The 23,430-nt window shown below is 58.6% G+C and carries 20 protein-coding genes and 1 pseudogene; 19 read left to right on the top strand and 2 right to left on the bottom strand.

Annotated elements, in window-relative coordinates:
* Positions 1 to 68 precede the first annotated feature (68 nt).
* On the bottom strand, positions 69 to 1,013 hold the full coding sequence (locus AD928_RS04605) for a peptidylprolyl isomerase (protein WP_062141377.1): 945 nt from the start codon (positions 1,011 to 1,013) through the stop codon (positions 69 to 71).
* Between the two features lie 236 nt (positions 1,014 to 1,249).
* Here AD928_RS04605 and secA point away from each other — a divergent pair, with 236 nt between their 5' ends.
* The 17 genes from secA to thiD all read left to right on the top strand — a co-directional run bounded on the left by secA (position 1,250) and on the right by thiD (position 20,170).
* Positions 1,250 to 3,973 carry a preprotein translocase subunit SecA gene (gene secA, locus AD928_RS04600; protein WP_062248641.1) on the top strand — a complete coding sequence of 908 codons (2,724 nt, stop codon included), beginning with the start codon at positions 1,250 to 1,252 and terminating at the stop codon, positions 3,971 to 3,973.
* 34 nt (positions 3,974 to 4,007) lie between these two features.
* Positions 4,008 to 4,757: a YebC/PmpR family DNA-binding transcriptional regulator gene (locus tag AD928_RS04595; protein ID WP_062141372.1), complete on the top strand. Its 750-nt coding sequence runs from the start codon at positions 4,008 to 4,010 to the stop codon at positions 4,755 to 4,757.
* A 2-nt stretch (positions 4,758 to 4,759) separates the two neighbouring features.
* The gene (gene ruvC / locus AD928_RS04590) at positions 4,760 to 5,266 is read left to right on the top strand and encodes a crossover junction endodeoxyribonuclease RuvC (protein ID WP_043550325.1); all 507 of its coding nucleotides are present in this window, start codon (positions 4,760 to 4,762) and stop codon (positions 5,264 to 5,266) included.
* On the top strand, positions 5,263 to 5,871 hold the full coding sequence (gene ruvA, locus AD928_RS04585) for a Holliday junction branch migration protein RuvA (protein ID WP_062248639.1): 609 nt from the start codon (positions 5,263 to 5,265) through the stop codon (positions 5,869 to 5,871). Before ruvC ends, ruvA begins: the two co-directional genes overlap by 4 nt.
* Positions 5,868 to 6,947, top strand: a complete 1,080-nt coding sequence (gene ruvB, locus AD928_RS04580; protein ID WP_062248637.1) for a Holliday junction branch migration DNA helicase RuvB — start codon at positions 5,868 to 5,870, stop codon at positions 6,945 to 6,947. Before ruvA ends, ruvB begins: the two co-directional genes overlap by 4 nt.
* On the top strand, positions 6,944 to 7,357 hold the full coding sequence (locus tag AD928_RS04575) for a YbgC/FadM family acyl-CoA thioesterase (RefSeq protein WP_043550321.1): 414 nt from the start codon (positions 6,944 to 6,946) through the stop codon (positions 7,355 to 7,357). The genes ruvB and AD928_RS04575 overlap by 4 nt, the downstream gene beginning before the upstream one ends.
* A 117-nt stretch (positions 7,358 to 7,474) precedes the next feature.
* Positions 7,475 to 8,194 carry a protein TolQ gene (gene tolQ / locus AD928_RS04570; protein WP_043550320.1) on the top strand — a complete coding sequence of 240 codons (720 nt, stop codon included), beginning with the start codon at positions 7,475 to 7,477 and terminating at the stop codon, positions 8,192 to 8,194.
* Positions 8,195 to 8,197: 3 nt separating this feature from the next.
* On the top strand, positions 8,198 to 8,629 hold the full coding sequence (gene tolR, locus AD928_RS04565; RefSeq protein ID WP_025827084.1) for a protein TolR: 432 nt from the start codon (positions 8,198 to 8,200) through the stop codon (positions 8,627 to 8,629).
* 34 nt (positions 8,630 to 8,663) lie between these two features.
* A complete protein-coding gene (locus AD928_RS04560; RefSeq protein WP_062141364.1) occupies positions 8,664 to 9,656 on the top strand; it encodes a hypothetical protein in 993 nt (330 codons plus the stop codon).
* A 23-nt stretch (positions 9,657 to 9,679) separates the two neighbouring features.
* Positions 9,680 to 11,041, top strand: a complete 1,362-nt coding sequence (tolB, locus tag AD928_RS04555; protein WP_062248635.1) for a Tol-Pal system beta propeller repeat protein TolB — start codon at positions 9,680 to 9,682, stop codon at positions 11,039 to 11,041.
* Between the two features lie 737 nt (positions 11,042 to 11,778).
* Positions 11,779 to 12,261, top strand: coding sequence for a peptidoglycan-associated lipoprotein Pal (pal, locus tag AD928_RS04550; RefSeq protein WP_062141360.1), 483 nt, complete (start codon positions 11,779 to 11,781; stop codon positions 12,259 to 12,261).
* 138 nt (positions 12,262 to 12,399) lie between these two features.
* The gene (locus tag AD928_RS04545) at positions 12,400 to 13,266 is read left to right on the top strand and encodes a tol-pal system YbgF family protein (RefSeq protein ID WP_082779742.1); all 867 of its coding nucleotides are present in this window, start codon (positions 12,400 to 12,402) and stop codon (positions 13,264 to 13,266) included.
* Between the two features lie 113 nt (positions 13,267 to 13,379).
* Positions 13,380 to 14,606 carry a tRNA lysidine(34) synthetase TilS gene (gene tilS, locus AD928_RS04540; protein ID WP_082779743.1) on the top strand — a complete coding sequence of 409 codons (1,227 nt, stop codon included), beginning with the start codon at positions 13,380 to 13,382 and terminating at the stop codon, positions 14,604 to 14,606.
* 138 nt (positions 14,607 to 14,744) lie between these two features.
* Positions 14,745 to 16,700 (top strand): ATP-dependent zinc metalloprotease FtsH, encoded by a 1,956-nt coding sequence (gene ftsH / locus AD928_RS04535; RefSeq protein WP_062141358.1) that lies wholly within the window; start codon positions 14,745 to 14,747, stop codon positions 16,698 to 16,700.
* A gap of 83 nt (positions 16,701 to 16,783) precedes the next feature.
* On the top strand, positions 16,784 to 17,818 hold the full coding sequence (gene folP / locus AD928_RS04530; RefSeq protein WP_062248633.1) for a dihydropteroate synthase: 1,035 nt from the start codon (positions 16,784 to 16,786) through the stop codon (positions 17,816 to 17,818).
* 151 nt (positions 17,819 to 17,969) lie between these two features.
* Positions 17,970 to 19,319 (top strand): phosphoglucosamine mutase, encoded by a 1,350-nt coding sequence (gene glmM, locus AD928_RS04525; protein WP_062248630.1) that lies wholly within the window; start codon positions 17,970 to 17,972, stop codon positions 19,317 to 19,319.
* 20 nt (positions 19,320 to 19,339) lie between these two features.
* Positions 19,340 to 20,170, top strand: coding sequence for a bifunctional hydroxymethylpyrimidine kinase/phosphomethylpyrimidine kinase (gene thiD, locus AD928_RS04520; protein ID WP_373320552.1), 831 nt, complete (start codon positions 19,340 to 19,342; stop codon positions 20,168 to 20,170).
* 23 nt (positions 20,171 to 20,193) lie between these two features.
* Here thiD and AD928_RS04515 read toward each other — a convergent pair whose 3' ends face one another.
* Positions 20,194 to 20,955, bottom strand: a complete 762-nt coding sequence (locus AD928_RS04515) for a response regulator transcription factor (RefSeq protein WP_062248623.1) — start codon at positions 20,953 to 20,955, stop codon at positions 20,194 to 20,196.
* A gap of 598 nt (positions 20,956 to 21,553) precedes the next feature.
* On the opposite strand from AD928_RS04515, the gene tsaE reads away from it, so the two are divergent.
* Entirely contained in the window at positions 21,554 to 22,024 is a 471-nt protein-coding gene (tsaE, locus tag AD928_RS04510; protein ID WP_062141350.1) for a tRNA (adenosine(37)-N6)-threonylcarbamoyltransferase complex ATPase subunit type 1 TsaE, read from the top strand.
* A gap of 11 nt (positions 22,025 to 22,035) precedes the next feature.
* Positions 22,036 to 23,430, top strand: a pseudogene (locus tag AD928_RS04505) (double-strand break repair protein AddB); the annotation flags it as partial.

Genomic DNA, 23,430 nt, shown 5'->3' with positions numbered 1-23,430 from the left:
ACGCGAAGTCCTTGGAAGCGGCAAACCCCGCCAGCAGGCTGGCGGGGCTAGTCAGTCTGGAGTGAAAATTATTTTTTTGCAGGGGCAGCGGCAGGAGCGGGAGCGTCCGGCAGCGGCTTGCCTGTGGTGGGGTCAAAACGCACGATCTTGACGCCTGCGGTTGCTTTGGCGACGGCTTCACGCACGTATTTCTGGATCAGAGACTGACGGATCTTGCCCTTGACGGAATCCAGAGACGGGATCGGGTCCGTGCGGGTGTCGAGCACCTGAATAACATGGAAACCATACTGGCTCTTGACCGGGGTGCTGCTGATTTCGCCCTTTTTCATGGCGAAAGCGGCATCGGAGAACGCCGGGATCATGTCCTGTTTCTTGAACCAGCCGAGGTCGCCGCCATTCTGCTTGGCGCTGCCCGTATCGGTGGATACCTGAGCCGCCAGCTTGGCGAAGTCTTCACCAGCTTTGAGTTTCTTGATGACGTCCTGTGCTTCGGCTTCCGTCTTCACCAGAATATGGCGGGCATGCACTTCCTGTTCCGGCGGCTTGCCAGCGTAGTTCTGCTGATAGTCAGCCTGAATTTCGGCATCGGTCAGGTGCGGCATGACTTCGCGGGAGAGCCAGGCGTTCTGCAGGGCGTTGGCTGCAGCGGCATCCATGATCTTTTTCACTTCAGCAGACTTGTCCAGGCCATCCTTGTGGGCGGCAATCTGGATGGCTTTCTGGTCTGCCAGCTGGTTGATCAGCATCGGGTAGATCACGTTGGGGGGTAGCTGACGCATCTGGTCAGGCATGTTGCCGACTGCGTCCTGCACGTCCGCAATCGTGATTTTCTCACCGTTGACTGTCGCGACAACCGCCTTGGGATCTGCCGGGGGAGCTGCGGGAGCTGAGGCCTGCGGGGCAGGAGCTGCTGCCGGGGCCGTAGCCGGGGCTGCAAAAGAGGGAGCAGAAAGAACGGCTGAGGCAATCAGGGCCGTGGCTGCAAGAGCTGAGGCCTTGGTGGAAAAACGCATGAGGACAAACCTTAAACAAAGGAAAATTGCTCAATCATCTATGAAGGAGGCTATTCTGCCCTGCAAGCCCTCTGACCTGCCCTGAGGGAAGAAACACGGCTGATTGGTTGACCGAAACGGGTCCGGGTCCTATTTTGCAGCCGAGCCACTCCATGCTGATGTTCTCCTCATGTTTTCGCCGGTCTGGTTCCGGATGGAAAACAGGAGAAATCGCGCATTGTCCCGGAAAGGTTTTCATGCTCGCAAGCTTCGTCCGCGCCCTGTTCGGCACTGCCAATGACCGGACGCTCAAGATGTTCCAGCGCCGCGTGCCGGAAATCAACGCCCTGGAACCCCAAATGCAGGCGCTGGACGACGCTGCTTTGGCTGCCAAAACCGGAGAATTCCGGGAACGGCTGGCCAAAGGGGCTACTCTGGATAACCTTCTGCCAGAAGCCTTTGCTGTCACGCGGGAGGCGTCTCGCCGTGTGCTGGGGATGCGCCACTTTGATGTGCAGCTGATTGGCGGCATGGTGATGCATGCAGGTAAGATTGCCGAAATGCGCACCGGTGAGGGCAAGACCCTCGTCGCCACGCTGGCCGTCTACCTCAGCGCACTGGCTGGTAAAGGCGTGCATGTGGTGACGGTGAACGATTATCTCGCCGCGCGTGACGCCGCCGAGATGGGGCGGCTGTATAATTTTCTTGGCCTGACCACGGGCACAATTGTGCCCAACATGCCGGATGAAGCGCGTCGGGAAGCTTACGCCGCGGACATCACCTACGGCACCAACAACGAATTCGGCTTCGACTACCTGCGCGATAACATGAAATATCGCCTGGAAGAGATGGTTCAGCGCCCCTTCTACCACGCCATTGTGGATGAGGTGGACTCCATCCTGATTGACGAAGCGCGGACCCCGCTGATCATCTCCGGCCCGGCTGAAGACAGCTCAGACCTCTACCGCTCTGTAGACGAAGTCGTCGCGCAGCTGGTGCAGGACCCTGAAACCTTTGACAAGGATGAGAAGTTCCGCAGCGTTGTGCTGACGGATGCCGGGTCCGACAAGGTTGAGGAACTGCTCCGCGCCGCTGGTGTGCTGGATGAAGGCGGGTTGTATGACCTGCATCATGTTGCCGTGGTGCACCATGTGCAGCAGTCCCTGCGGGCGCATACGCTGTTCTCACGGGATGTGGACTACATCGTACGGGGCGGGAAAGTCGTCATTATTGACGAATTCACCGGCCGTATGATGGAAGGCCGCCGGTATTCCGATGGCCTGCATCAGGCGCTGGAAGCCAAGGAGCATGTGGAGGTTCAGCAGGAAAACCAGACCCTCGCCTCCATTACCTTCCAGAACTTCTTCCGTCTTTACCCCAAGCTCTCCGGCATGACCGGCACGGCCATGACCGAGGCCGACGAGTTTGCGGAAATCTACAAGCTGGATGTGGTGGAAATTCCCACCAACCGTCCGGTGGCCCGTAAGGATGAAGACGACGAGATCTATCTGACGGAAGCCGAAAAGTTCGGCGCGGTCGTTAAACTGATCAACACGGTGCATGAGCGCGGCCAGCCTATTCTGGTCGGCACCACGTCCATTGAGAAAAGTGAGGCGCTGTCTGAACTGCTGAAGCAGGAAGGCATCCCCCATAACGTGCTGAACGCCCGTTTCCATGAAATGGAAGCGAAGATTGTCGCACAGGCCGGTGCTCCCGGTGCCATTACCATTGCCACCAACATGGCGGGCCGTGGGACGGACATCAAACTGGGCGGCAACGTGGAAATGCTGATCGGCCAGGAGCTGGACGGCATGGAGGAGGGGCCGGAACGCGACGCCGCGGCGCAGGCAATCCGGGAGCGCGTTGCGCGCGACCATGATATTGTCAAAGCGGCAGGCGGTCTGTTTGTGATCGGCACCGAGCGGCATGAAAGCCGCCGGATTGATAACCAGCTGCGTGGTCGTGCTGGCCGTCAGGGTGACCCGGGCAACTCACACTTCTTTATCTCCCTGCAAGATGACCTGATGCGGATTTTCGGGTCTGACCGTATGGGCGGCATGTTCCAGAAAATGGGCATGAAGGAAGGGGAAGCCATTGTTCACCCTTGGCTGAGCAAGGCGCTGGAACGGGCGCAAAAGAAGGTCGAAGCCCGCAACTTCGACATGCGCAAAAACACGCTCAAATATGATGACGTGATGAACGACCAGCGTAAGGAAGTTTACGCGCAGCGCCGGGAATACATGGCGACGGAAGATGTCTCCGGTATTGTTAATGAAGCGCGGGAAGATGTGGTGGATGCCATGGTTGCCCGCCATATCCCCGAAAAATCCTTTGCTGAGCAGTGGGATGTCGAGGGGCTGACCAAGGCCGCGCAGGAAACTCTGGCGCTGGATCTGCCCATTGCGGAGTGGGCGAAAGAAGACGGGATGGACGCTGAGGAAGTGGCCAACCGGATTAGTCAGGCTGCCATACAGGCACAGGCTGCCCGTGCCGCCAACCTCGGCCCGGATCTGATGCGCTTTATTGAAAAACAGGTGCTGATGACCACCTATGACGGGGTGTGGAAAGAGCATCTGCATGCGCTTGATCAGCTGCGTCAGGGGATTGGTCTGCGCGCCTATGGTCAGAAAGATCCGCTGAACGAGTACAAGCACGAAGCCTTCCAGCTGTTCACCATCATGCTGGAAGAAATGCGCGAGCGTGTGGTCTCTCTGATGGCGCGGGTAGAAGTGGCGCCGCAGGAAACTGTGGACCCGTTTGCCAACACGGCAGAAATTCACGCCAGCCCGGAAATTCCGGGATTTGCATCTGAGGCCGGCCCCGGTCTTTCCCCCGGAGCCGCACCGGAAATGGCAACGCCCATCGGTGCAAGTGCAATCATGCCGGATGATCCTTCAAGCTGGGGGGAAACACCGCGCAACGCACCATGCCCATGCGGGTCAGGGAAGAAATATAAGCATTGCCACGGCCGTCTGGTTTAAGACGCGTCGGGGCCGACGGACAGGGTAAGAGAAAATGGCGGGTCATTCCCAATTTAAGAACATTATGCATCGCAAGGGCGCGCAGGACGCCAAGCGGTCCAAGCAGTTTGCCAAGATCATCCGCGAACTGACTGTAGCGACCCGCTCCGGCCTGCCTGACCCGGCATCCAACCCGCGCCTGCGGTCCGCCATTACGGCGGCGCGTGACGTTAATATGCCCAAGGACACCATTGACCGCGCCATTAAAAAGGCGTCCGGCGCTGCGGGTGGTGAAGACTATATTGAAGTGCGGTACGAGGGTTACGGCCCGGCGGGTGTGGCTGTGATTGTTGAAGGTCTGACCGACAACCGCAACCGTACGGCGTCTGATGTGCGTGCAGCCTTCTCCAAATACGGTGGCTCTCTGGGGGAAACCAACTCCGTTTCCTTCATGTTCCGCCGTCTGGGTGTGATTACCTATCCGCTGTCCGTTGCGTCTGAAGATGAGATGCTGGAAGCCGCGATTGAAGCCGGTGCGGAAAACGTCGTCTCTTCCGACACGACGCATGAAATCACCTGTGAGGTCGAAGCCTTCTTCACCGTCCGGGATTCTCTGGAAACCCGCTTTGGTGAGCCGGAAAGTGCCAAGCTGGACTGGCGTCCGGAAAACACGGTCAGCCTTGATGAAGAAAAGGCCCGGACCCTGTTCAAGCTGCTGGACGTGCTGGAAGATCATGACGACGTGCAGAACGTCTATGCCAACTTTGATCTGTCAGACGAGCTTGCTGAAAAGCTGTCAGCCTGACGGTGGTACGCCTGCTCGGCATTGACCCCGGCCTGCGCTTTACAGGCTGGGGGGTGATTGATGTCGAGGGTAATCGGTTGCGGCACGTCGAAAACGGCGTGATTGCAACCAACAGTGCGGACAGTGTGCCAGACCGGCTGAAAGTCCTGCATGAAAACCTGACAATCCTGATTGACCGCCTCAACCCGGCGGAAGCCGCGGTGGAAGAGACGTATGTCAACCGCAACGGCACAGCCACGCTCAAGCTGGGCTATGCCCGTGGCGTGGCGTTGGTGGTTCCGGCACTGGCCGGGTTGCCGGTGGCGGAATATGGCGCGCTGGCGGTCAAGAAGGCCGTGGTTGGCACAGGGTCTGCGGATAAAGATCAGGTTGAAATGATGGTGCGCCGCCTCCTGCCGGGGGTTAAGGTGGCGCGGGCCGATGCGTCGGATGCGCTGGCAATCGCCATTTGCCATGCCCACCATCGGGCCAGTGCCCGCCATATTGCAGCCGGGGTAAGAATGGCATGATTGCATTTCTGAGCGGACTGGTCATTCAGGTGGAACTGGGGAGCTGCGTGATCGACGTGAATGGCGTCGGTTATCTGGTCGCGGCCTCCACCCGCACTCTTGCGGCTCTGCCGAACCCTCCCGAAAAAGCCCGCGTGCTGATTGAAACCGTCGTGCGGGAAGACGCGATTCTGCTCTACGGCTTTGTGGAAAGTGCGGAACGCGAGTGGTTCCGCCTGCTGACCAGCGTGCAGGGCGTGGGCGCAAAAGTCGCGCTGGGGATGCTTTCCACCCTGTCTCCGGGTGAACTGGTCGCGGCCCTTACAACATCGGACAAAGCCTCTCTGACCCGCGCCCCCGGCGTGGGCGGCCGTCTGGCCGAACGCATTCTAACAGAACTGCGGGACCGCGCGGCCAAGATGCCCGGTGGCGGCGGAGGCATTGTGGTGCCTGCCAGCGCCACGCCGGGTGGCGGGATTGAGGCTGATGCGTTGCTGGCACTGGCGGGGCTTGGGTTCCGTCGGTCGGAAGCGGCTCCCGTTATCAAACGGTTGATGGACGAACAGGGGGCTGCGGCCTCGCTGGACACTGTGCTGCGTGACAGCCTGAAAGCTCTGGCGCGATGAGCGGCGCGGAATTCACCCCGGAGCGGGAGATTGATCCCTCCCGCCGGGATGAGGATGGAGGGGAAGCTTCTCTCCGTCCGCAAACGCTGGCTGATTTTACCGGCCAGAAAGCCAGCCGTGAAAATCTGTCGATTTTTATTGCCGCAGCCCGCCAGCGCGGCGAGGCGCTGGACCATGTGCTGCTGCACGGACCGCCGGGGCTGGGCAAAACCACGCTGGCGCAGATTGTCTCTCGGGAACTCGGGGTTGGCTTTCGAGCAACTTCTGGCCCAGTGATTCAGCGGGCCGGGGATCTGGCTGCCATTCTGACCAATCTTCAGCCGCGTGACGTGCTGTTTATTGATGAAATCCACCGTCTTCAGCCCGCTATCGAGGAAATTCTTTATCCCGCGATGGAGGATTTTCAGCTCGATCTGATTATCGGGGAAGGCCCGGCAGCCCGCTCTGTGCGGATTGATCTGCCACCTTTCACCCTTGTGGCAGCTACCACCCGCGCCGGACTGCTGGCGACCCCGCTGCGGGATCGGTTTGGTATTCCTCTGCGGCTGGTCTTCTACACTCCAGACGAATTGCGGGCCATTGTGGCGCGGGGAGCGGAAAAGCTCGGCTTTAATCTGACAGAAGCCGGGGCGGAAGAAATCGCCCGGCGCTCCCGTGGCACACCGCGTATTGCGGGCCGTCTGCTGCGTCGCGTGCGGGATTTTGCCGCCGTGATCGCCCCCGGTGGTGCGCCGGTTAGCAGAGAAGTAGCGGATGCGGCCCTCAGTCGGCTGGAAGTGGATGCGCTGGGGCTGGACGCCATGGACAGGCGCTACCTGCGCCGCATAGCAGAGTATCACCACGGTGGGCCGGTTGGGGTGGAAACACTCGCAGCGGCTCTGGCAGAAGCGCGTGATACACTGGAAGATGTCATTGAACCGTATCTGATTCAGGAAGGGCTGGTTCTGCGCACCAGCCGGGGGCGTGTGCTGGGAGAGCGTGGCTGGCGTCACCTCGGCCTGACACCGCCTGCGCAACCGGATGAACCGCGCTCTGCCCAGATGGATCTTTTGCCTGACGAAGAGGACGGCGCATGACCACACATGCAATCGATTTCCGTATTTATTATGAGGACACCGATGCCGGGGGCATCGTCTATCACGCCCGGTATCTGGCGTTTGCCGAACGGGCGCGGACGGAAGCCATCCGCAGTCTTGGCATGCCAGCAGCCTCCCTGCTGAGTGACTACGGGCTGGTGTTTGTGGTGCATGACGCCACCATCAACTACCGTGTGCCGCTCAAGCTGGATGATGTGGCAACCATCACCACCCGCCTGCTGGAAGAAGGGGCGGCAAGCTGCCGACTGGAGCAGGTCTTTACCCGCGATGGCGTTTTTTGTGCCCGCGTGGACGTAAGGCTGGCCTGCGTGCGGGCAGAAGATGGTCGTCCTGCCCGATTCCCGCCATTATGGCGTGATCTTTTGCGAGGACTTGCGGCTGAGGTCTAGTCGGCCTCTTCTGCTTTTGCGCGGAAGACAGTAAAAACAGCACGACCGGGACGCGTGGAGCCAAGCCCGAGTCGCAGACAGGTTGCCCGGGACGGGTGCTAGAGGCAGGAGGCGTTTTTGGATCGTGCGGTTGACGCGGCAAATCTCGGCGTAGCAGCGGCGGGAGACCTGTCGGTGTGGGGGCTGTTTATGAATGCCTCCCTGATGGTCAAACTGGTCATGCTGGGACTGGTGTTCTGTAGCGTGATGGTCTGGGCCATTATTTTCGATAAAATTGTGACGTTGCGGCGGATTAACAAGCAGGCAACCGCCTTTGAGGATCGCTTCTGGTCCGGTGGTAGCCTGGATGATCTGTATGAAAGCGATGGCGCCAAGCCCGTTCATCCGCTGGCTGCCGTTTTTGGTGCCGCGATGGGTGAATGGCGTCGTTCTGCCCGTATTCCCGGTGTGGACCTTGTGCGCGGTGGCGTGAAGGAACGTGTGGACCGCGCTATTGGCATTACGGTCACGCGTGAAATGGACCGTCTGCGTCGCTGGGTCATCTTTCTGGCAACGGTTGGCCCGGTGGCTCCGTTTGTGGGTCTGTTCGGTACCGTCTGGGGGATCATGCATTCCTTCAGCGCTATTGCCGCCATGCACAATACCAACCTGAGCGTTGTGGCTCCCGGTATTTCAGAAGCTCTGTTTGCGACGGCCATCGGCCTGCTGACTGCCGTGCCGTCCTATGTGGCGTATAACGTCATCAGCAACAGTCTGGACCTGTTCCAGGACCGGCTGGAGGGCTTTGGCACCGAGTTTGCGGCCATTCTGTCCCGCCAGTCCGAAGAAAGGGCCTGAGTCATGGGCATGCCGTCAGGAGGGAGCGGGCGCCGTCGCAGGCGTCCGATGGCTGAAATCAACGTGACGCCGATGGTCGACGTCATGCTGGTTCTGCTGATTATCTTCATGGTCACATCCCCCATGCTGACCAGCGGCGTGAATGTGGATCTGCCCAAGACAGACGCCAAGCCCGTCAATTCCGATACCAAGCCCATCACCGTGTCCATTCGCGCGGATGGCAGCCTGTATCTGGGGGATTCTGAAGTGTCGCCCGAGCAGCTGGTTGCCCAGCTGAAGGCTGCTTCCAACAATGACCCGTCACACCGCATCTTTGTGCGCGGTGATGCCCATATCGATTATGGCCGTGTGATGCAGGTTATGGGGCAGGTGACAGAAGGCGGCTTTACTCATGTGGCTCTGCTGGCGCAACAACCCGCCAGCAGTGGCCATTAACTCACTCTCCTGCGCAGAGAGGCGGAGAAATTTCATGGTGCGGCCACGCCGTTCCGAACAGACAGTGCTGAGGCGCTGTCTCTATCTGTCCGGCGGAGCGCATATTGCGTTCCTGCTGGCCTTGCTGGTTTCTCTGCCCCCGCCTAAACCGGAGGAAGAACCTCCTCCGGTGGTGGAAATGCAGTTTGAGGCCCCGGAAGACTCCGGTGGATCTCCGGCCAAGGCCAGCCAGCCTTCTTCCAAACCCACACCACCGGCTCCTGTGCCGAATGATGCGCCCCCCACGCCGGAGCCCCCCAAGGAAGCCCCGAACGAGGAAGCGCCGCCTCCGCCACCACCGCCCCAGCCGGTGCCGCCTCCGCCCGTGCCGGAATCTGAAAAGCTGCCGGATACGCCCGTGCCGCCTAAAGCGGATGAGCCGTCTCCCGATGTGGTGAAAACGCCGCCGTCCCCGCCGACGCCGCCCAAGACGACGCCGAGTGTGGCCCCGCCGTCTCCGGTTACGGAACCGACGGACACGCTGCCGGACACGCCCACGCCGTCGCACATCACACAGCCCAACAAGGCCAAGAAAACGCAGGAAGAGTCGCATTCTCTGTTGGAAACGCTGGATTCTTTCCGGTCCGACACCAAGCAGACGCATGCGCCCAAGGCCAAGGCTAACCCTGCGCAGGGTGGGGCACCCGATGGGGGTGGTTCGCCCAACGGGGATATTACCCGCAGCCTGTCCGCTGGTGAGCAGAAGGCTATCGGCGGGGCCGTGCGCCGTTGCTATACGGAAGATACGGCGGCCAAAAATTATGCCACTTTTGTCGCGCACCTGATTGTGACGGTGGATGCCACGGGTGAGGCTCGTATTGTGCAGTTTGCTCCGCAGACGCAGGCGCAGATGAATGCTGACTCCTCATACCGGGCGCTGGCGGAACGGGCGCGGGCAGCAGTGCTGAGCCCCACCTGTTCCAGGCTGCCTATCCCCAAAAACCTTCTGGGCCAGACCCGGCAGTTGAAATTTGTGTTCAGGCCTTGATCAGGCCACCTGGAGGAAAACCGATGCTTACGAGTACACGACCGCTTATTTCTGATCAGGAAGCCGACACACTGGTGGCGGCCCTTGGTCGCCGCACGCTGATGGGGGCCAGTGTGGCCGCTGGTGGTCTGCTGATGACCCCGCTGCCCGGTATGGCCGCTACGGCTGCCCCTGAGGCAGAAATTACGGTTGATCAGGCCCGCACGGCGCCGATCCCCATTATCGTCCCCAACTTTGGTGGAGGCCTTGGCGCGCAGATTGCGGAAGTGCTGACAAACGATCTGACCAATACCGGGCTGTTCAAGGTCATTCCCGGTGGGGCTGGTTCTGGCACGCCGGATTTTGCCAGTGCAAAGTCCATGGGCGCGCGGGCGCTGGTGACGGGGAGTGTGACCGGCAGTGGCTCCGTTCGCGTGGAAATGCGCCTATGGGATGTGCTGACCCACCAGCAGATTCAGGGCACGGCCTATACGACCACTTCTGCCAACTGGCGACGGATTGCGCATATTGTGGGTGACGTCATTTACGAGCGCATGCTGGGTGAAAAAGGCTACTTTGATACCCGCATCGCCTTCATTTCCCGTTCCGGTGCGCGTGCGCATCAGGCGACCCGTCTGGCGATCATGGATCAGGATGGAGCCAATAGCCGTATGCTGACGGCTGGCAAGTGGCTGACCCTCACACCGCGCTTCAGCCCGGTGAAGGATCAGGTGGCGTTCATGTCCTACGCCAACAACCGTCCGCGCGTGTATCTGTTTGATCTCGGCAGTGGCCGCCAGCAAATTCTCGGTGAGTTCGCGGGCATTTCCTTCGCACCGCGGTTCTCTCCGGACGGGCGTTCTGTTGTGCTGTCCGTCACGCGCAATGGTGGGTCTGACCTGTTTGTGGTGGATCTGGCTTCTGGTTCCCGCCGTCAGATTACGTCTTCCGGCGCGATTGATACCAGCCCGTGCTACAGCCCGGATGGTTCACAGATTGTCTTCAATTCTGACCGTGGCGGCAGCCCTCAGCTTTATATCATGAGCGCTTCTGGCGGTGGTGCGAAGCGGATTTCCTATGGCCACGGCACATATGGCTCTCCCGTCTGGTCTCCGCGTGGGGATCTGATCGCCTTTACCCGTATCGCCAATGGCAGCTTCTCTCTGGGTGTCATGAATCCTGATGGCACGGGTGAACGCATCATGACCGAAGGCTTCACGGTGGAAAGCCCGAGTTTCTGCCCTAACGGTCGCGTGCTGGCCTATTGCCGCCAGAGCCGTGCTGGCGCAGGCGGCGCAGGCTTTAGCTCCTCCATCGGCATGGTGGATATTACCGGGTTTAATGACCGCGTTCTGCCCACGCCGGGGCAGGCGTCCGATCCGGCGTGGTCACCGCTCAACGGATAAGTCTGTTTTGTCATAAAACAGCGCAAAGCCCCGGATGAAAGTCCGGGGCTTTTTTTGCGTTTCCAAGAATACTTGTGTTTGATTTTTTGCCTGAAGCTTTTGAGGCCACCGAGGGCCAGATGTTGTTCTGCGTTAAGAGCGGCTTTGCTTTTTTTCTTTGAAGACTGAATTTCGTGGCATGCTCTGAAAGGGAGCAGCCATTGGTCATTTCATGCCTGAAAAATGGTCGCAAAAAGAGAACGCCTTCGAGTCGGATGGCCTGACAGCGCGGGTAAAAATAATCCCAGACTCTGTCTTTATGGTTTTTTAAAGGACAGTCTCCCAGATTAATTACAAAAAAGGGTGATTAATGACCACTCAAGCTCAGGGAGAAGGTCCGTTTTTCTTAATAAAGCCACAGTATGGAAGAAGCATAGAAACTGGCGCAAATGCGTCGCAGAAGCATTGCGTACCGCTGCGGGGTAATTTGCTGATAAATTCTGAACTGCGGTAAAAACCGGAGTGCAGAGGGGGCTCTGTGTCTATTCAGCATCGCTTTTGCCAGGTCAGCTATGCCAAAAACAGATCCCGCTTGACCGGAGGAATGAGCTATGGCTTAGGGCAAGGTGGTCTCCACAGTTCGTCGGCTCTTCGATGGTTTTCGGAGGGGAGCAGAGGAATGCGCGGGGATACAGGCATTAAGCTGTTTTTTCTCTCCGAATAGTTCCTGTTGGGAACTAATTCTCAGGATCCGACACATGAGACTGAAATATATTGCTGCGCTTAGCATGGTTGCCCTTCTCTCTGCCTGTGCGCACGAGAAGGCAAACACCGGTGACTCCAACGGCGCAGCGACCACCGCTGTCCAGCCGAGCGGCCCTGTCCCCGGCAGTGAAGAAGATCTGGTTGCCACCGCGGGTGACCGCGTGCTGTTCGCTCTGAACAAAAGCGGCCTGACCTCCGAGGCACAGGCGACACTGGACAAGCAGGCTTCCTGGCTGGCTCAGTATCCGCAGGTGAACGTTGAAGTCGCCGGTAACTGCGATGACCGTGGCACGGAAGAATACAACATTGCTCTGGGCCAGCGCCGCGCCAATGCAGCCCGTGACTATCTGGTTGCCAAAGGCGTTGCGTCTTCCCGCATCTCCACCATCTCCTACGGTAAGGACCGCCCGACCCAGGAAGGTGATGATGAAAGCGCATGGGCCCAGAACCGTAACGCAATTACCGCCGTTCACTAAGGTCTGGCGTTTTTCGCGTTTGAGTCGACAGGGCAGGTCGGGTGAGTTTCACCCGGCCTGTTTTTGTATTTCCTGTCTTGTTTTCCGGGGAGGAATGGTGAAATCCTTGCCCGCTTTTAAGGAAAGGGTGAGGTCTTGATGAAACACGGGTTGATGACGTCCGTTGCTGCGCCGTGGCGTGTTCTGGCCTTGTGTCTGCCTGTTGCTGCTGTGCTGGTGGCCTCAGCCCCGGCAGTTCATGCGCAGGATGTGACCAGCCGTGAAGGGCTTGCGCTGCAAAACCAGATTATGGCGCTCAAACAGTCTATGAGCCAGATGCAGTCTTCCGGCAGCACACTGGCACCTCCGTCTGCCACACCGGCTCCTGCTTCTTCTGGCAATGGGGATCTGACGGCCCAGCTGCTGGACCGGGTCAACACGCTGGAACAGCAGCAGCGCGACATGCGCGGTGAGATTGACCAGCTGACAAACGAGTTGCAACAGAAGTCCGCGGCTCTTTCCAAACAGATTGCCGATAACCAGTTTGCGGCCCAGAATGGCGGGGGCGGTGCCGCCGCTCCAGCTGCTGCCGCCGCAGCGGGAGCAGCAGGTGCAGCTTCATCAACATCGCATACCGCAGCGACCACGCCGGATGCGCTGCTGGCTAGTGGCAAGGCCGCCCTGCAGAAGCGCGATTACGCCACAGCGCATGAGAATGCGGAGGAAGCTCTCAAGAACGCCAAAGGCAGCTTCAAGGTCGATGCGCAGTTCCTGTTGGCTCAGTCTCTGGCGGGTGAAAAGCAGTATCGTCAGTCTGCCGTGGCGTATTATGACGCCTATCGTCAGTCCCCCAAAAGCACCCGCGCTCCGGATGCTCTGCTGGGGGTAAGTGCTTCCCTGCTGGCTCTGGGTGACAAGAAGGCGGCCTGTCAGGCGCTCGGGAAGCTGAAGACAGAGTTCCCGTCTCCCACGCAGCGTGTGTCGCATGCTGCGGAAATTTACGCCGGTCGGGGCGGCTGCCAGTAATCTTGACGCAGTTTCCCGGCAGGGCGGGGGAGGCCGAGACGCAGCCTTGCTTCGCCCTGCCGGATGATCCCTTTTCTGAAGCCCCGGTCTCTCCGGCTGCGTTTATTGCTCGAATGGAGCAATTAGGACCATGGCTGCCGGATGACCCGGCCCTGTCGCCGGTCGGGGTAGCCGTTTCCGGGGGCGGAGACAGTTTGTGTCTGGCCTGGCTTGCGCGGCACTGGCGGAAAAATCTTCTCGCCTTTGTGGTGGACCACGGACTGCGCGCCGAGTCCGCAGAAGAAGCCCGGCTGACCGTGCGGCGGCTCACCGCCATGGGTGTGCCTGCTCGCCTCCTAACCCTCACAACACTGACCAAAGGCCCCGGCATTGCGGAACGCGCCCGGCAGGCGCGCTATGCCGTGTTGGCGCAGGCCTGCCGGGAGGCGGGGTGTCTGGACCTGCTGCTCGGTCATCAGGCGGATGATCAGGTTGAAACTATTCGTATGCGTCAGGAGGCGGGTAGTGGGCCGGATGGTCTGGCGGGTATGGGCTGGGTAACGGTTCTGCCGGATGTGCGGCTTGTGCGGCCTCTTCTGAGTGTCTCAAGGCACGCTTTGCGTAACACGTTGCGGCAGGCTGGACTGGCGTGGGTGGATGATCCCTCCAATCAGGATACGCGGGCCGAGCGGGTGCGGGTCAGGCACAGCTTGCAGGTGCAGAATAGGCGACACACTTTATGGCAGACGGGCGTTAAAGCTGGTGCCGCGCGGATGCAGCGGGACGCTGAGCGGGCTGCCGTTCTGGCCAGACAGGTCACGCTCAAGCCGGAAGGCTGGGCCTGCTTAGGGCCAGATTTGCCGGAACCGGAAATCCTGTCTGGCCTTATTCGGTGTGTGGGCGGCTTGATCTATCCCCCATCGCCTGCTGCTGTGGCCCGATTACAGACAGCGGGCCAGGAAGCCACGCTGGCTGGCGTGCAGCTGGTGCGCGGGCAGACGGGCTGGTTTCTGGTGCGGGAAGCTGCCGCTATGGCGGCTCCTGTTCCGGCGGAGACGGGCGCGCGGTGGGATAATCGTTTTGAACTCAGGCTCCCCCCTGCCGTTTCTGGGGAAGGGCTGCGGATTGCTCCGGCAGGACTGGGGCTTGAGCGTAAGGACCGTCAAGGCTGGCCCGCGCGCTTCTGCGCCACGCTGCCCGCTCTATGGCGAGGGGACCGGCGTGTGGCCGTGCCGCATCTGGGCTGGTGGGCGGAAGAGGGGCTCAACCAGACTCATTTTCTGTTCCAGCCACCGGTTTCCGTCACGGGCAGCGGCGTGTATGGCTGGCCGGAGAGGAAAGTGGACCAGCCTCACACCTGATAATAAATGTCATGTGTGGGGTGGGAATATCGGCTCAGCATCCCATTTGTAATGGGAGAGGTTGCATTTTCCGGCGTCTGCCGCTCAGATTGGGGCACTCCGGCGCTCCCGCACGATAAGTATGGAAACACAGGCAAGATGAACAATTTAGGCCGCAACTTGGCGCTTTGGGTCAGCATCATTGTGATGCTGCTGTTGCTTGTAGATGTTTTCCAGCCGGGGAACACGCAGCACGCAGCACAGCAGCTGGCTTATTCTGACTTCATTACCGACGTTGATACCGGGCGTGTCCGGTCCGTGGTGATGCAGAACCAGAATGTCTCCGGCACGCTGACGGATGGCACGGCTTTTGAAACTTTTGCGCCGCAGGACCCCTCCCTTGTCTCCCGTCTGACGGGCAAGGGCGTTGAGGTTGTGGCCAAACCGCTCGATCAGGAAGGCAGCCCGCTGCTGCGCTATTTCCTGAACGCGCTGCCGATCATCCTGATGGTAGGCATCTGGCTGTTCATGATGCGCCAGATGCAGGGCGGCGGAGGCCGTGGTGCTATGGGCTTTGGCAAGTCCCGCGCCAAGATGCTGACGGAAAAGCAGGGCCGTGTGACCTTTGAAGACGTTGCTGGTATTGATGAAGCCAAGGGTGAGCTTCAGGAAATTGTCGACTTCCTGAAAGACCCGCAGAAATTCACCCGTCTGGGCGGTAAGATCCCCAAAGGCGTGCTGCTGGTTGGCCCTCCGGGCACGGGTAAAACCCTGCTGGCGCGTGCCATTGCGGGTGAGGCCAATGTGCCGTTCTTCACCATTTCCGGGTCTGACTTTGTGGAAATGTTTGTTGGTGTCGGTGCATCCCGTGTGCGTGACATGTTCGAGCAGGGCAAGAAGGCCGCGCCGTGCATCATCTTCATTGATGAAATCGACGCCGTGGGGCGCCATCGTGGTGCTGGTCTTGGCGGCGGGAATGATGAGCGCGAGCAGACGCTGAACCAGATGCTGGTCGAGATGGACGGGTTTGAAAGCAATGAGGGCGTGATCCTGATTGCTGCCACCAACCGTCCTGACGTGCTGGACCCGGCTTTGCTGCGTCCCGGTCGTTTTGACCGTCAGGTTGTGGTGCCGAACCCGGATGTGGCTGGCCGTGAAAAAATCCTGCGTGTGCATATGCGCAAGGTGCCGCTGGCGTCTGACGTTGACCCGCGCATCATTGCCCGTGGCACCCCCGGCTTCTCGGGTGCTGACCTTGCCAATTTGGTGAATGAGGCCGCTCTTGCTGCTGCCCGTCTGGGCAAGCGCACCGTGTCCATGCGTGATTTTGAAGACGCCAAGGATAAGGTGCTGATGGGGGCTGAGCGTCGCTCTCTCGTCATGAGTGATGAAGAGAAGAAGCGCACGGCGTATCATGAAGCCGGACACGCCATTACGGCGGTTCTGGTGCCGGAAAGTGAGCCGATCCATAAGGCCACCATCATTCCGCGTGGTCGCGCGCTGGGAATGGTCATGCGTCTGCCGGAAGGCGATCGCCTGTCCATGAGCAAGAAGAACTGCATTGCGCATCTTGTTGTCGCCATGGGCGGTCGCGTTGCTGAGGAAGTTATCTACGGGAAAGACAATATCTGCAATGGCGCCATGGGTGACATTCAGATGGCAACCCGTGTGGCCCGCAGCATGGTGACTGAATGGGGCATGAGCGACCGGGTCGGTATGATTGCCTACGCCAATGATGATCAGGGCGGTGGCGGCATGTTCTTCGGTGGCGCTGCCAAGAACTTCTCCGAGCACACGGCGAAGGAAATCGATTCCGAGATCAAGCGTCTGATTGATGAGGCGTATGATCAGGCCCGCAACTACATGCATGACCATGTGGATGAACTGCATCGTCTGGCTGAAGCGCTGCTGGAATATGAAACCCTGAGCGGGGAAGATATTCGCCAGATCATGCGTGGCCAGCCGATCGAACGGGTGGAAACGGATGACACCACGCCGGTCAATCGTCGTTCTTCCGTGCCGCAGGTCTCCGGCCCGGAAATTGTTGAGCCGAATGACAAGCCCGATGGTGGCGGTGAAGGTGGCGGGGTGAACCCGGTGCCGCAGCCCGGCTAACAGGCGTCGGCAGAGAAACAAAAGAGATTAGAAGAGGCGGCAGTAATGCCGCCTCTTTTGCGTTTGATGGAGGAAAGCTGAGGATGGATTTTCGGCGTCTGGCAGAGCCTGCGGGCCTGCTCTACGGCACAGCGGCACAAGACGCTGTAAAACGTGGCTTTGCTCTTCCTCTGGCGGGTGGCCCGGCGGCGTTTAGCTGTGTGGATCTGATAGAAGACCAAACCCATAGCGGCTTTATGCCCGTGGGGAATGTTCCCGCAGGCTGGCAGGACGTGCTGGGCCGTCTTGTTGCTAAACCTCCCGCGGCTGGCATGCCGGAGGGGCCGCAGGTTATGGGGATCCTGAACATCACGCCGGATAGTTTCAGTGACGGCGGCTTGCATCAGGAGGCCCGGCGTGCGGTACAGGCGGGAAAGGAACTGGTCTCGGCCGGGGCCAGTGTGCTGGATATTGGGGGTGAAAGCACGCGGCCCGGCGCGGCAGTAATTACCCCCGAGCAGGAATGGGAGCGCATCGGGCGGGTGGTGCAGAGGTTAAAGCAACAGGTGCCGGGCGCAGTGTTATCCATTGATACGCGCAATAGCGCCGTGATGGCGCAGGCGCTGGCAGCTGGCGCAGATGTGATCAATGATGTCTCGGCCCTCACGCACGATCCTGAAGCCCTGCCATTGCTGGCGGGAAAACACTGCGGCGTAGTGCTGATGCACATGCGCGGTACACCCGCCACCATGACGCAGCATGCGGTGTATGAAGATGTCGCCTGTGATGTGGTGCGGGAACTGGGCGCACGGCTGACTGCGGCCATAGAAGGTGGCATTGCGCCGGAGCGACTGAGCGTAGACCCAGGTTTAGGCTTTGCAAAAAATACAGCGCAGGGTGTCGCTTTACTGAGTCGCCTGCCGCTGCTGGCCAATCTGGGGTGTCGGGTGGTTCTGGGGGTGTCTCGTAAACGGATGATTGGTGAACTGACTGGCGAGCAGAACGCGGCAGGGCGGGATGCGGGCAGTCAGGCGGCTTCGCTGGAAGGGCTGGCGCTGGGCCAGACTGTGCTGCGTGTGCATGCGGCGGAGGGCATGGTGCAGGCGCTTCGCGTCTGGCAGCGTGTCCACACAGCCTGAAAAAAGACGTTTGTTTTGGAGCCTTACGGTTCCTTCTCGTCAAAAAGCGTTTTAGGGAAGAGGAAACACAAATGCGTCCGCACGGCCTGAGTGACATCATAAGGCCACCTGTCTGGGCGCAGACGCCACAAAAAGAGATTGGACGAGGCAGATGAGACGTCTTTTTGGGACAGATGGCATTCGCGGGACCGCAAACATCGCGCCTATGACAGTCGATATTGCTCAGAAACTGGGGCAGGCAGCTGGCCTGCATTTTACCCGTGGGGAACACCGGCACAGCGTTCTGCTGGGCAAGGATACCCGGCTTTCTGGCTATATGATTGAGAGCGCGCTGGTCGCAGGTTTTCTGTCCGCCGGAATGGATGTCACGCTGGTTGGCCCGTTGCCTACCCCCGCGATTGCTATGCTGACCCGTTCTCTGCGTGCTGATCTGGGCGTCATGATTTCTGCCTCGCACAATCCGTTTGGCGATAATGGCATTAAACTGTTTGGCCCGGACGGGTTCAAACTGTCTGACCAGAATGAAATCGACATCGAAAATCTGATGATGACCGATCTCACAGGTCGTCTTGCGACCCCGCGTGAAATTGGCCGGGCGTCCCGCCTGAACGATGCTGCGGGCCGGTATGTGGAAAGCGCCAAGGCTTCCTTCCCGCGCAAACTGCGGCTGGATGGTATGAAAATCGTGATCGACTGTGCCAACGGCTCAGCCTATCGCGTTGCGCCGACGGCTCTGTGGGAACTGGGTGCTGAGGTGATCCGCATCGGCTGCACGCCGGATGGTGTCAACATCAATGAGAAATGTGGGTCCACTCACCCGGAGGCCTTGTGTCAGGCTGTTGTGCGGCACGGCGCTCATCTGGGCATTGCGCTGGATGGCGATGCAGACCGCGTGCTGATTGCGGATGAAACGGGGCGCCTGATTGATGGGGACCAGATTCTGGCTCTCATCGCACAGTCCTGGGCGCGGGAAGGGCGGCTGGTCGGTCAGTCTGTGGTTGCGACAGTGATGTCCAACATGGGGCTGGAACGCTTCCTGAACACCCTCGACGTCGGCCTGGAACGCACTGCTGTGGGGGACCGCTACGTGGTGGAACGGATGCGGGAACTCGGGAGCAATGTCGGTGGCGAGCAGTCAGGCCATATGGTGCTGACAGATTTTGCTACGACGGGGGATGGTCTGATCGCGGCTCTGCAGATTCTGGCAGTGCTGGTTGAAGATGGTCGCCCGGCCAGTGAAGTGTGTCGCCTCTTCAAGCCTTTCCCACAAAAGCTGAAAAACGTGCGCTTTAGCGGTACATGCCCGCTGGATGCGGATGTGGTGCAGGCGCGGCAGAAAGATGTGGAGAAGATGCTTGATGGGCGTGGTCGCCTTGTGCTGCGCAAAAGTGGTACGGAGCCGCTGGTGCGTGTGATGGCGGAAGCTGAAGATGCGGCTCTGGTGGACGATGTTGTCAATCAGATGTGCGCGGCACTTGAGGCCGTAAACGTCCCGGCGTAACGCGACCGCCCTTGGAGCGTATGATGCAAGCTGAACAGAAAAACCCAGCGCGCATTCTGGCAATTGCCGGGAGTGATTCTGGTGGCGGTGCGGGCATTCAGGCCGATATCAAGACGATAACGGCGCTGGGTGGCTATGCGATGACGGCCCTGACAGCTCTGACGGCCCAAAATACTGAAGGGGTGCAGGCTATTCTGCCGGTGCCCCCTGGATTTTTGCGGCAGCAGATTCGTAGTGTTCTGGATGATCTGGGCGCTGATGCTATCAAGACCGGTATGCTGGGAGGCGCTCCGGAAATTGAGTGTGTGTGCGAGGAAATTTCTCGCTACCGCCGCAAGGTTGCCGATCTGCCGGTTGTTGTCGATCCGGTGATGGTTGCAAAAGGGGGAGCCAGTCTTCTGGCGGAGGAGGCTTTGTCGTGCCTGAAAACACAGCTTTTTCCGCTGGCAACGGTTCTGACACCTAATTTGCCGGAAGCTGAAAAGCTGACGGGCATGCGTCTTTCGTCAGTAGAAGACATGCGGCGTGCTGCCCAGATTTTAAGGGAAATGAGTGGGGCTGCCGTGCTCGTTAAAGGCGGCCACCTATCAGGCGATACGTTGATTGATGTTTTGCTTGATGACGGTGGATTCACAGAATTTAGCGATACACGCATTATCACGCGGCATACGCATGGAACAGGCTGCACGCTGGCCAGTGCACTGGCCACCGGGCTGGCGCAAAAACTCCCGCTGCGCCGGGCGGTTGAGCTGGCCCGTCTTTATGTGCGGCAAGCGATCCTGACAGCGCCGGGCTTCGGAACGGGGGCGGGGCCTCTTTGGCATGCGCACAGATGGTATAAAATATCCTGATATTTTAGAATGTTTTTAAGAATTTAGTCTCCTGCAGCCTGAAACTGTTGCTCTGGGATGGGAGCACGCATAGGGATTTCCGGGCCACTGGGAAGAGAAAACATTTTAGTTTTGGGGTCGTTGAGAATATAGCCTTTGCCCCAGACTGTAGAAATCAGATGATCTGATGCGCCGGCAGCCTGAAGTTTTTTGCGAAGTTTGCAGATAAAAACATCAATAATTTTTATATCTGGTTCATCGCGACCACCATAGAGGTGGTTCAGGAACGTTTCCTTGCTCTGGGCCATGCCTTTGCGCAGCACCAGAAGTTCAAGGATGGAAAATTCTTTGCATGTCAGATGTACGGGCTGATCGTGCACCATCACAGTATGGCTGTTTAGATCCAGCTTAAGCTCAGCGACCTGAATGACGGGATGTGCAAATCCGCTGGAGCGACGGAGAATGGCCTGAATCCGGGCGACGAGTTCTGCCGGATCAAACGGTTTGGTCAGGTAATCATCTGCGCCCATAGAAAAGGCCCGGATTTTTGCTTCAGGCTGATCAAGTGACGAAAGGATAATGACGGGTGTCGAGATTTTCAATAATCGCAGAGAATTAACGACAGTATAGCCATCCATGTCGGGCAGATGGAGGTCAATTACCGCGATGCCGTAATCATAGTTTCGCAGCATCTCAATCGTGTTCCTGCCAGAACGCGCCAAGTCTACAGAAAGACCAGCTTTCTTGAGTGTTGGTAAGAGCAGACGGGCTGACGTGGCTTTGTCTTCAGCAAACAGGATACGCATTGGGTTCCCCCCCCGCATAGAGCGCGATGCACCTTAAGGTTGTATTAATTATAAATGAATCTACTTTTAAGTGTTTTTTTTGCAAAGATAAACAGAAATTTATCTTATTTTGACGGGTTTGAGGGAAGGTATGCAACTGGAGCATGTTTTGGCCACGGCCCTATAAAAACAATCATAGGTTGAAATTGGTGGCGATGAATTTTTATTTTCTTACTCGGAAAGGGTAAATTTTTTATGAACATAAAACAAAAAGTGACTAGCTCACGAAATTAACATAATTATTTCTTTTTTATTAAATAAATATCACAAATAAAAATAAGTAAATAAACAGTTTATTTTGCAGTGAAAATCATAAATCGATTTTTATTAAATATGATGAACAGCATGTATCCCCGAGAAAATATAATATGCGCTGAAAATACAGTTATAATTTAGACCTTGAAAATATAAAGAGATCTCAGAAATAAATAATCACTATAAATAAAAAATGCTTTCCTGATTTATGAGGGCCAGGTCTGGTCACGTTTCCCGGTTATCAGCCTTTTCCCATCTGCCGTAATATGTGAGGAGAAGAAGAGCAGGTCGTGCAGGGGGCGGGATGACAGACACACAGATAGTTCTGAAAAATGAGCAGGCAACAGAGCAGCTGGCCCGTATGCTGGCCGCTTCGACGCAAGCCGGTGATGCGTTTTTGCTCACAGGCCCGCTAGGAGCCGGGAAAAGCGTTTTTGCCCGCGCCTTCCTGCGCTGCTTTTGTAAGGATGACACTCTGGAAGTGCCAAGCCCTACTTATACATTGGTGCAAACCTATCAGGCACCTGCCTGTGCTGTCTCACATTTTGATCTCTGGCGTCTGGGTGGCCCGGATGAACTGGAAGAGCTGGGCTGGGATGATGCCCGGGACGGCGTCGTTCTGGTGGAGTGGCCGGAACGTCTGGAAGATCTGACGCCGCCCGAGGCTCTGCATATTGGGTTTACGGTCAGGGCAGATGGTGTGCGCACGGTGCATCTGCACGGCTGGGATGACAGGCTGAAGGGTGCTGCACTCTCTGCCAGCTTTCCGGCCTGAAGGGTTTGACCATGAGTCTTGCGACAATCCCGGCGCATCTGCTGTTTCTCGACCAGCTTGCTGCGCGCTGGCTTCAGGCAGCCGGACATGATCCAGAGGCCGTAGGAGAGGGGACAATTATTCTACCCGGTCGTCGTGCGGCGCGTGGCCTGACAGAAGCGTTCCTGCGGCAGATGGATGGCCGCGCCATGTTGTTGCCGCGTATTCTGCCCATCAGTGCGTTGGATGAAGCGGAACTGGGTCTGTCTTCAGATCTGGGCGGCACAGCCGGGTTTGATCTGCCTCCCGCCGTTGCTGGTATGACCCGCCTTGCCGTGCTTACGCGGCTGGTGTTGCAGGCGGAAGGGGCGTTTGGCACCCGGCCCACGCTGGATCAGGCATGGCCTCTGGCCAAAGCACTGGCTGATCTGATGGATGAGGCTGAATGGGCCGATGTCGATCTGCCAACCCGTCTGCCTGAGGCGGTGCAGGAAAACTTTGCGGAACATTGGCAGGTTATCCTGAAGTTTCTGGAAATTGTGACACGCGCCTGGCCGGAATGGCTGGCGAGTCAGCAGGTGATGAACCCGGTCGCGCGTCAGGTCACGCTGCTCCGTGCACAGGCGCGGCTGTGGGAGGAGCAGGCGGCGCGGGGGGATAAAACACCCGTGTGGGCTGCCGGGTTTACCAATGTCATGCCTGCTACAGCGGAAGCCTTACGGGCGGTGATAGCCTGTCCGGGTGGCCGCGTGGTTCTGCCGGGTCTGGATCTGGAGATGCCGGAAGAGACGTTCGTGCAGTTGCCGGATAGTCATCCGCAGGCTGGTCTCAGCTATCTTCTGGCTTCACTGGATGCTGTACGGGCAGATGTTGAACTCTGGAATGCAGAGGGAGGATTTCCGGAGCGGGCTCAGGTGCTCTCCCGGGCGTTGCTGCCAGCTTCAGCTCTGGAAGACTGGGCAAAATCTGGCCCTACCAATCTGGCGCAGGTTTCCCGGCTGGACGCAGCAGACCAGCAGGAAGAAGCTGTGGCTATTGCGATGATTTTGCGCAATGTGGTCGAAACACCTGGTAAGCGGGTCGCATTGGTTACGCCGGATCGTGCCCTTGCTGCTCGTGTGGCGACGGAACTGGCCCGTTGGGGCGTGCTGGCGGATGATAGTGCCGGTGCGTCTTTGATTGAAACACCCGGCGCGGTGCTGCTGCGGCTTGTGGCGCAGATGATCGAAAACCGGTTTTCTCCGGTATCCGTTTTATCTGTTTTGAAACATCCTTTAGTGGCATGCGGTCTTTCCATAGGTGTGTGCCGTGCTTCAGCGCGCCTGCTGGAACGGACGGTTTTGCGCGGTCCGGCTCCCCCGCCCGGATTTGCGGCGTTGCGGACGGCGGTGACAGCCGTTCTTAAAGACCATGAAAAAGACGACCGG

It is taken from the genome of Acetobacter cerevisiae (assembly GCF_001580535.1).
GTDB lineage: Bacteria > Pseudomonadota > Alphaproteobacteria > Acetobacterales > Acetobacteraceae > Acetobacter > Acetobacter cerevisiae.
The sequence above is the reverse complement of the archived record's forward strand: the minus strand, read 5'-3'. Positions and strand labels throughout refer to the sequence as shown.

Coding starts and splice junctions, on each gene's coding strand:
- AD928_RS04560 (WP_062141364.1), top strand. CDS start 8,664: ATGGTGCGGCCACGCCGTTCCGAACAGACAGTGCTGAGGCGCTGTCTC.
- tolB (WP_062248635.1), top strand. CDS start 9,680: ATGCTTACGAGTACACGACCGCTTATTTCTGATCAGGAAGCCGACACA.
- ftsH (WP_062141358.1), top strand. CDS start 14,745: ATGAACAATTTAGGCCGCAACTTGGCGCTTTGGGTCAGCATCATTGTG.
- AD928_RS04595 (WP_062141372.1), top strand. CDS start 4,008: ATGGCGGGTCATTCCCAATTTAAGAACATTATGCATCGCAAGGGCGCG.
- secA (WP_062248641.1), top strand. CDS start 1,250: ATGCTCGCAAGCTTCGTCCGCGCCCTGTTCGGCACTGCCAATGACCGG.
- AD928_RS04575 (WP_043550321.1), top strand. CDS start 6,944: ATGACCACACATGCAATCGATTTCCGTATTTATTATGAGGACACCGAT.
- thiD (WP_373320552.1), top strand. CDS start 19,340: ATGATGCAAGCTGAACAGAAAAACCCAGCGCGCATTCTGGCAATTGCC.
- folP (WP_062248633.1), top strand. CDS start 16,784: ATGGATTTTCGGCGTCTGGCAGAGCCTGCGGGCCTGCTCTACGGCACA.
- AD928_RS04545 (WP_082779742.1), top strand. CDS start 12,400: ATGAAACACGGGTTGATGACGTCCGTTGCTGCGCCGTGGCGTGTTCTG.
- AD928_RS04515 (WP_062248623.1), bottom strand. CDS start 20,955: ATGCGTATCCTGTTTGCTGAAGACAAAGCCACGTCAGCCCGTCTGCTC.
- ruvA (WP_062248639.1), top strand. CDS start 5,263: ATGATTGCATTTCTGAGCGGACTGGTCATTCAGGTGGAACTGGGGAGC.
- ruvB (WP_062248637.1), top strand. CDS start 5,868: ATGAGCGGCGCGGAATTCACCCCGGAGCGGGAGATTGATCCCTCCCGC.
- tolR (WP_025827084.1), top strand. CDS start 8,198: ATGGGCATGCCGTCAGGAGGGAGCGGGCGCCGTCGCAGGCGTCCGATG.
- tilS (WP_082779743.1), top strand. CDS start 13,380: ATGGAGCAATTAGGACCATGGCTGCCGGATGACCCGGCCCTGTCGCCG.
- glmM (WP_062248630.1), top strand. CDS start 17,970: ATGAGACGTCTTTTTGGGACAGATGGCATTCGCGGGACCGCAAACATC.
- pal (WP_062141360.1), top strand. CDS start 11,779: ATGAGACTGAAATATATTGCTGCGCTTAGCATGGTTGCCCTTCTCTCT.
- AD928_RS04605 (WP_062141377.1), bottom strand. CDS start 1,013: ATGCGTTTTTCCACCAAGGCCTCAGCTCTTGCAGCCACGGCCCTGATT.
- tsaE (WP_062141350.1), top strand. CDS start 21,554: ATGACAGACACACAGATAGTTCTGAAAAATGAGCAGGCAACAGAGCAG.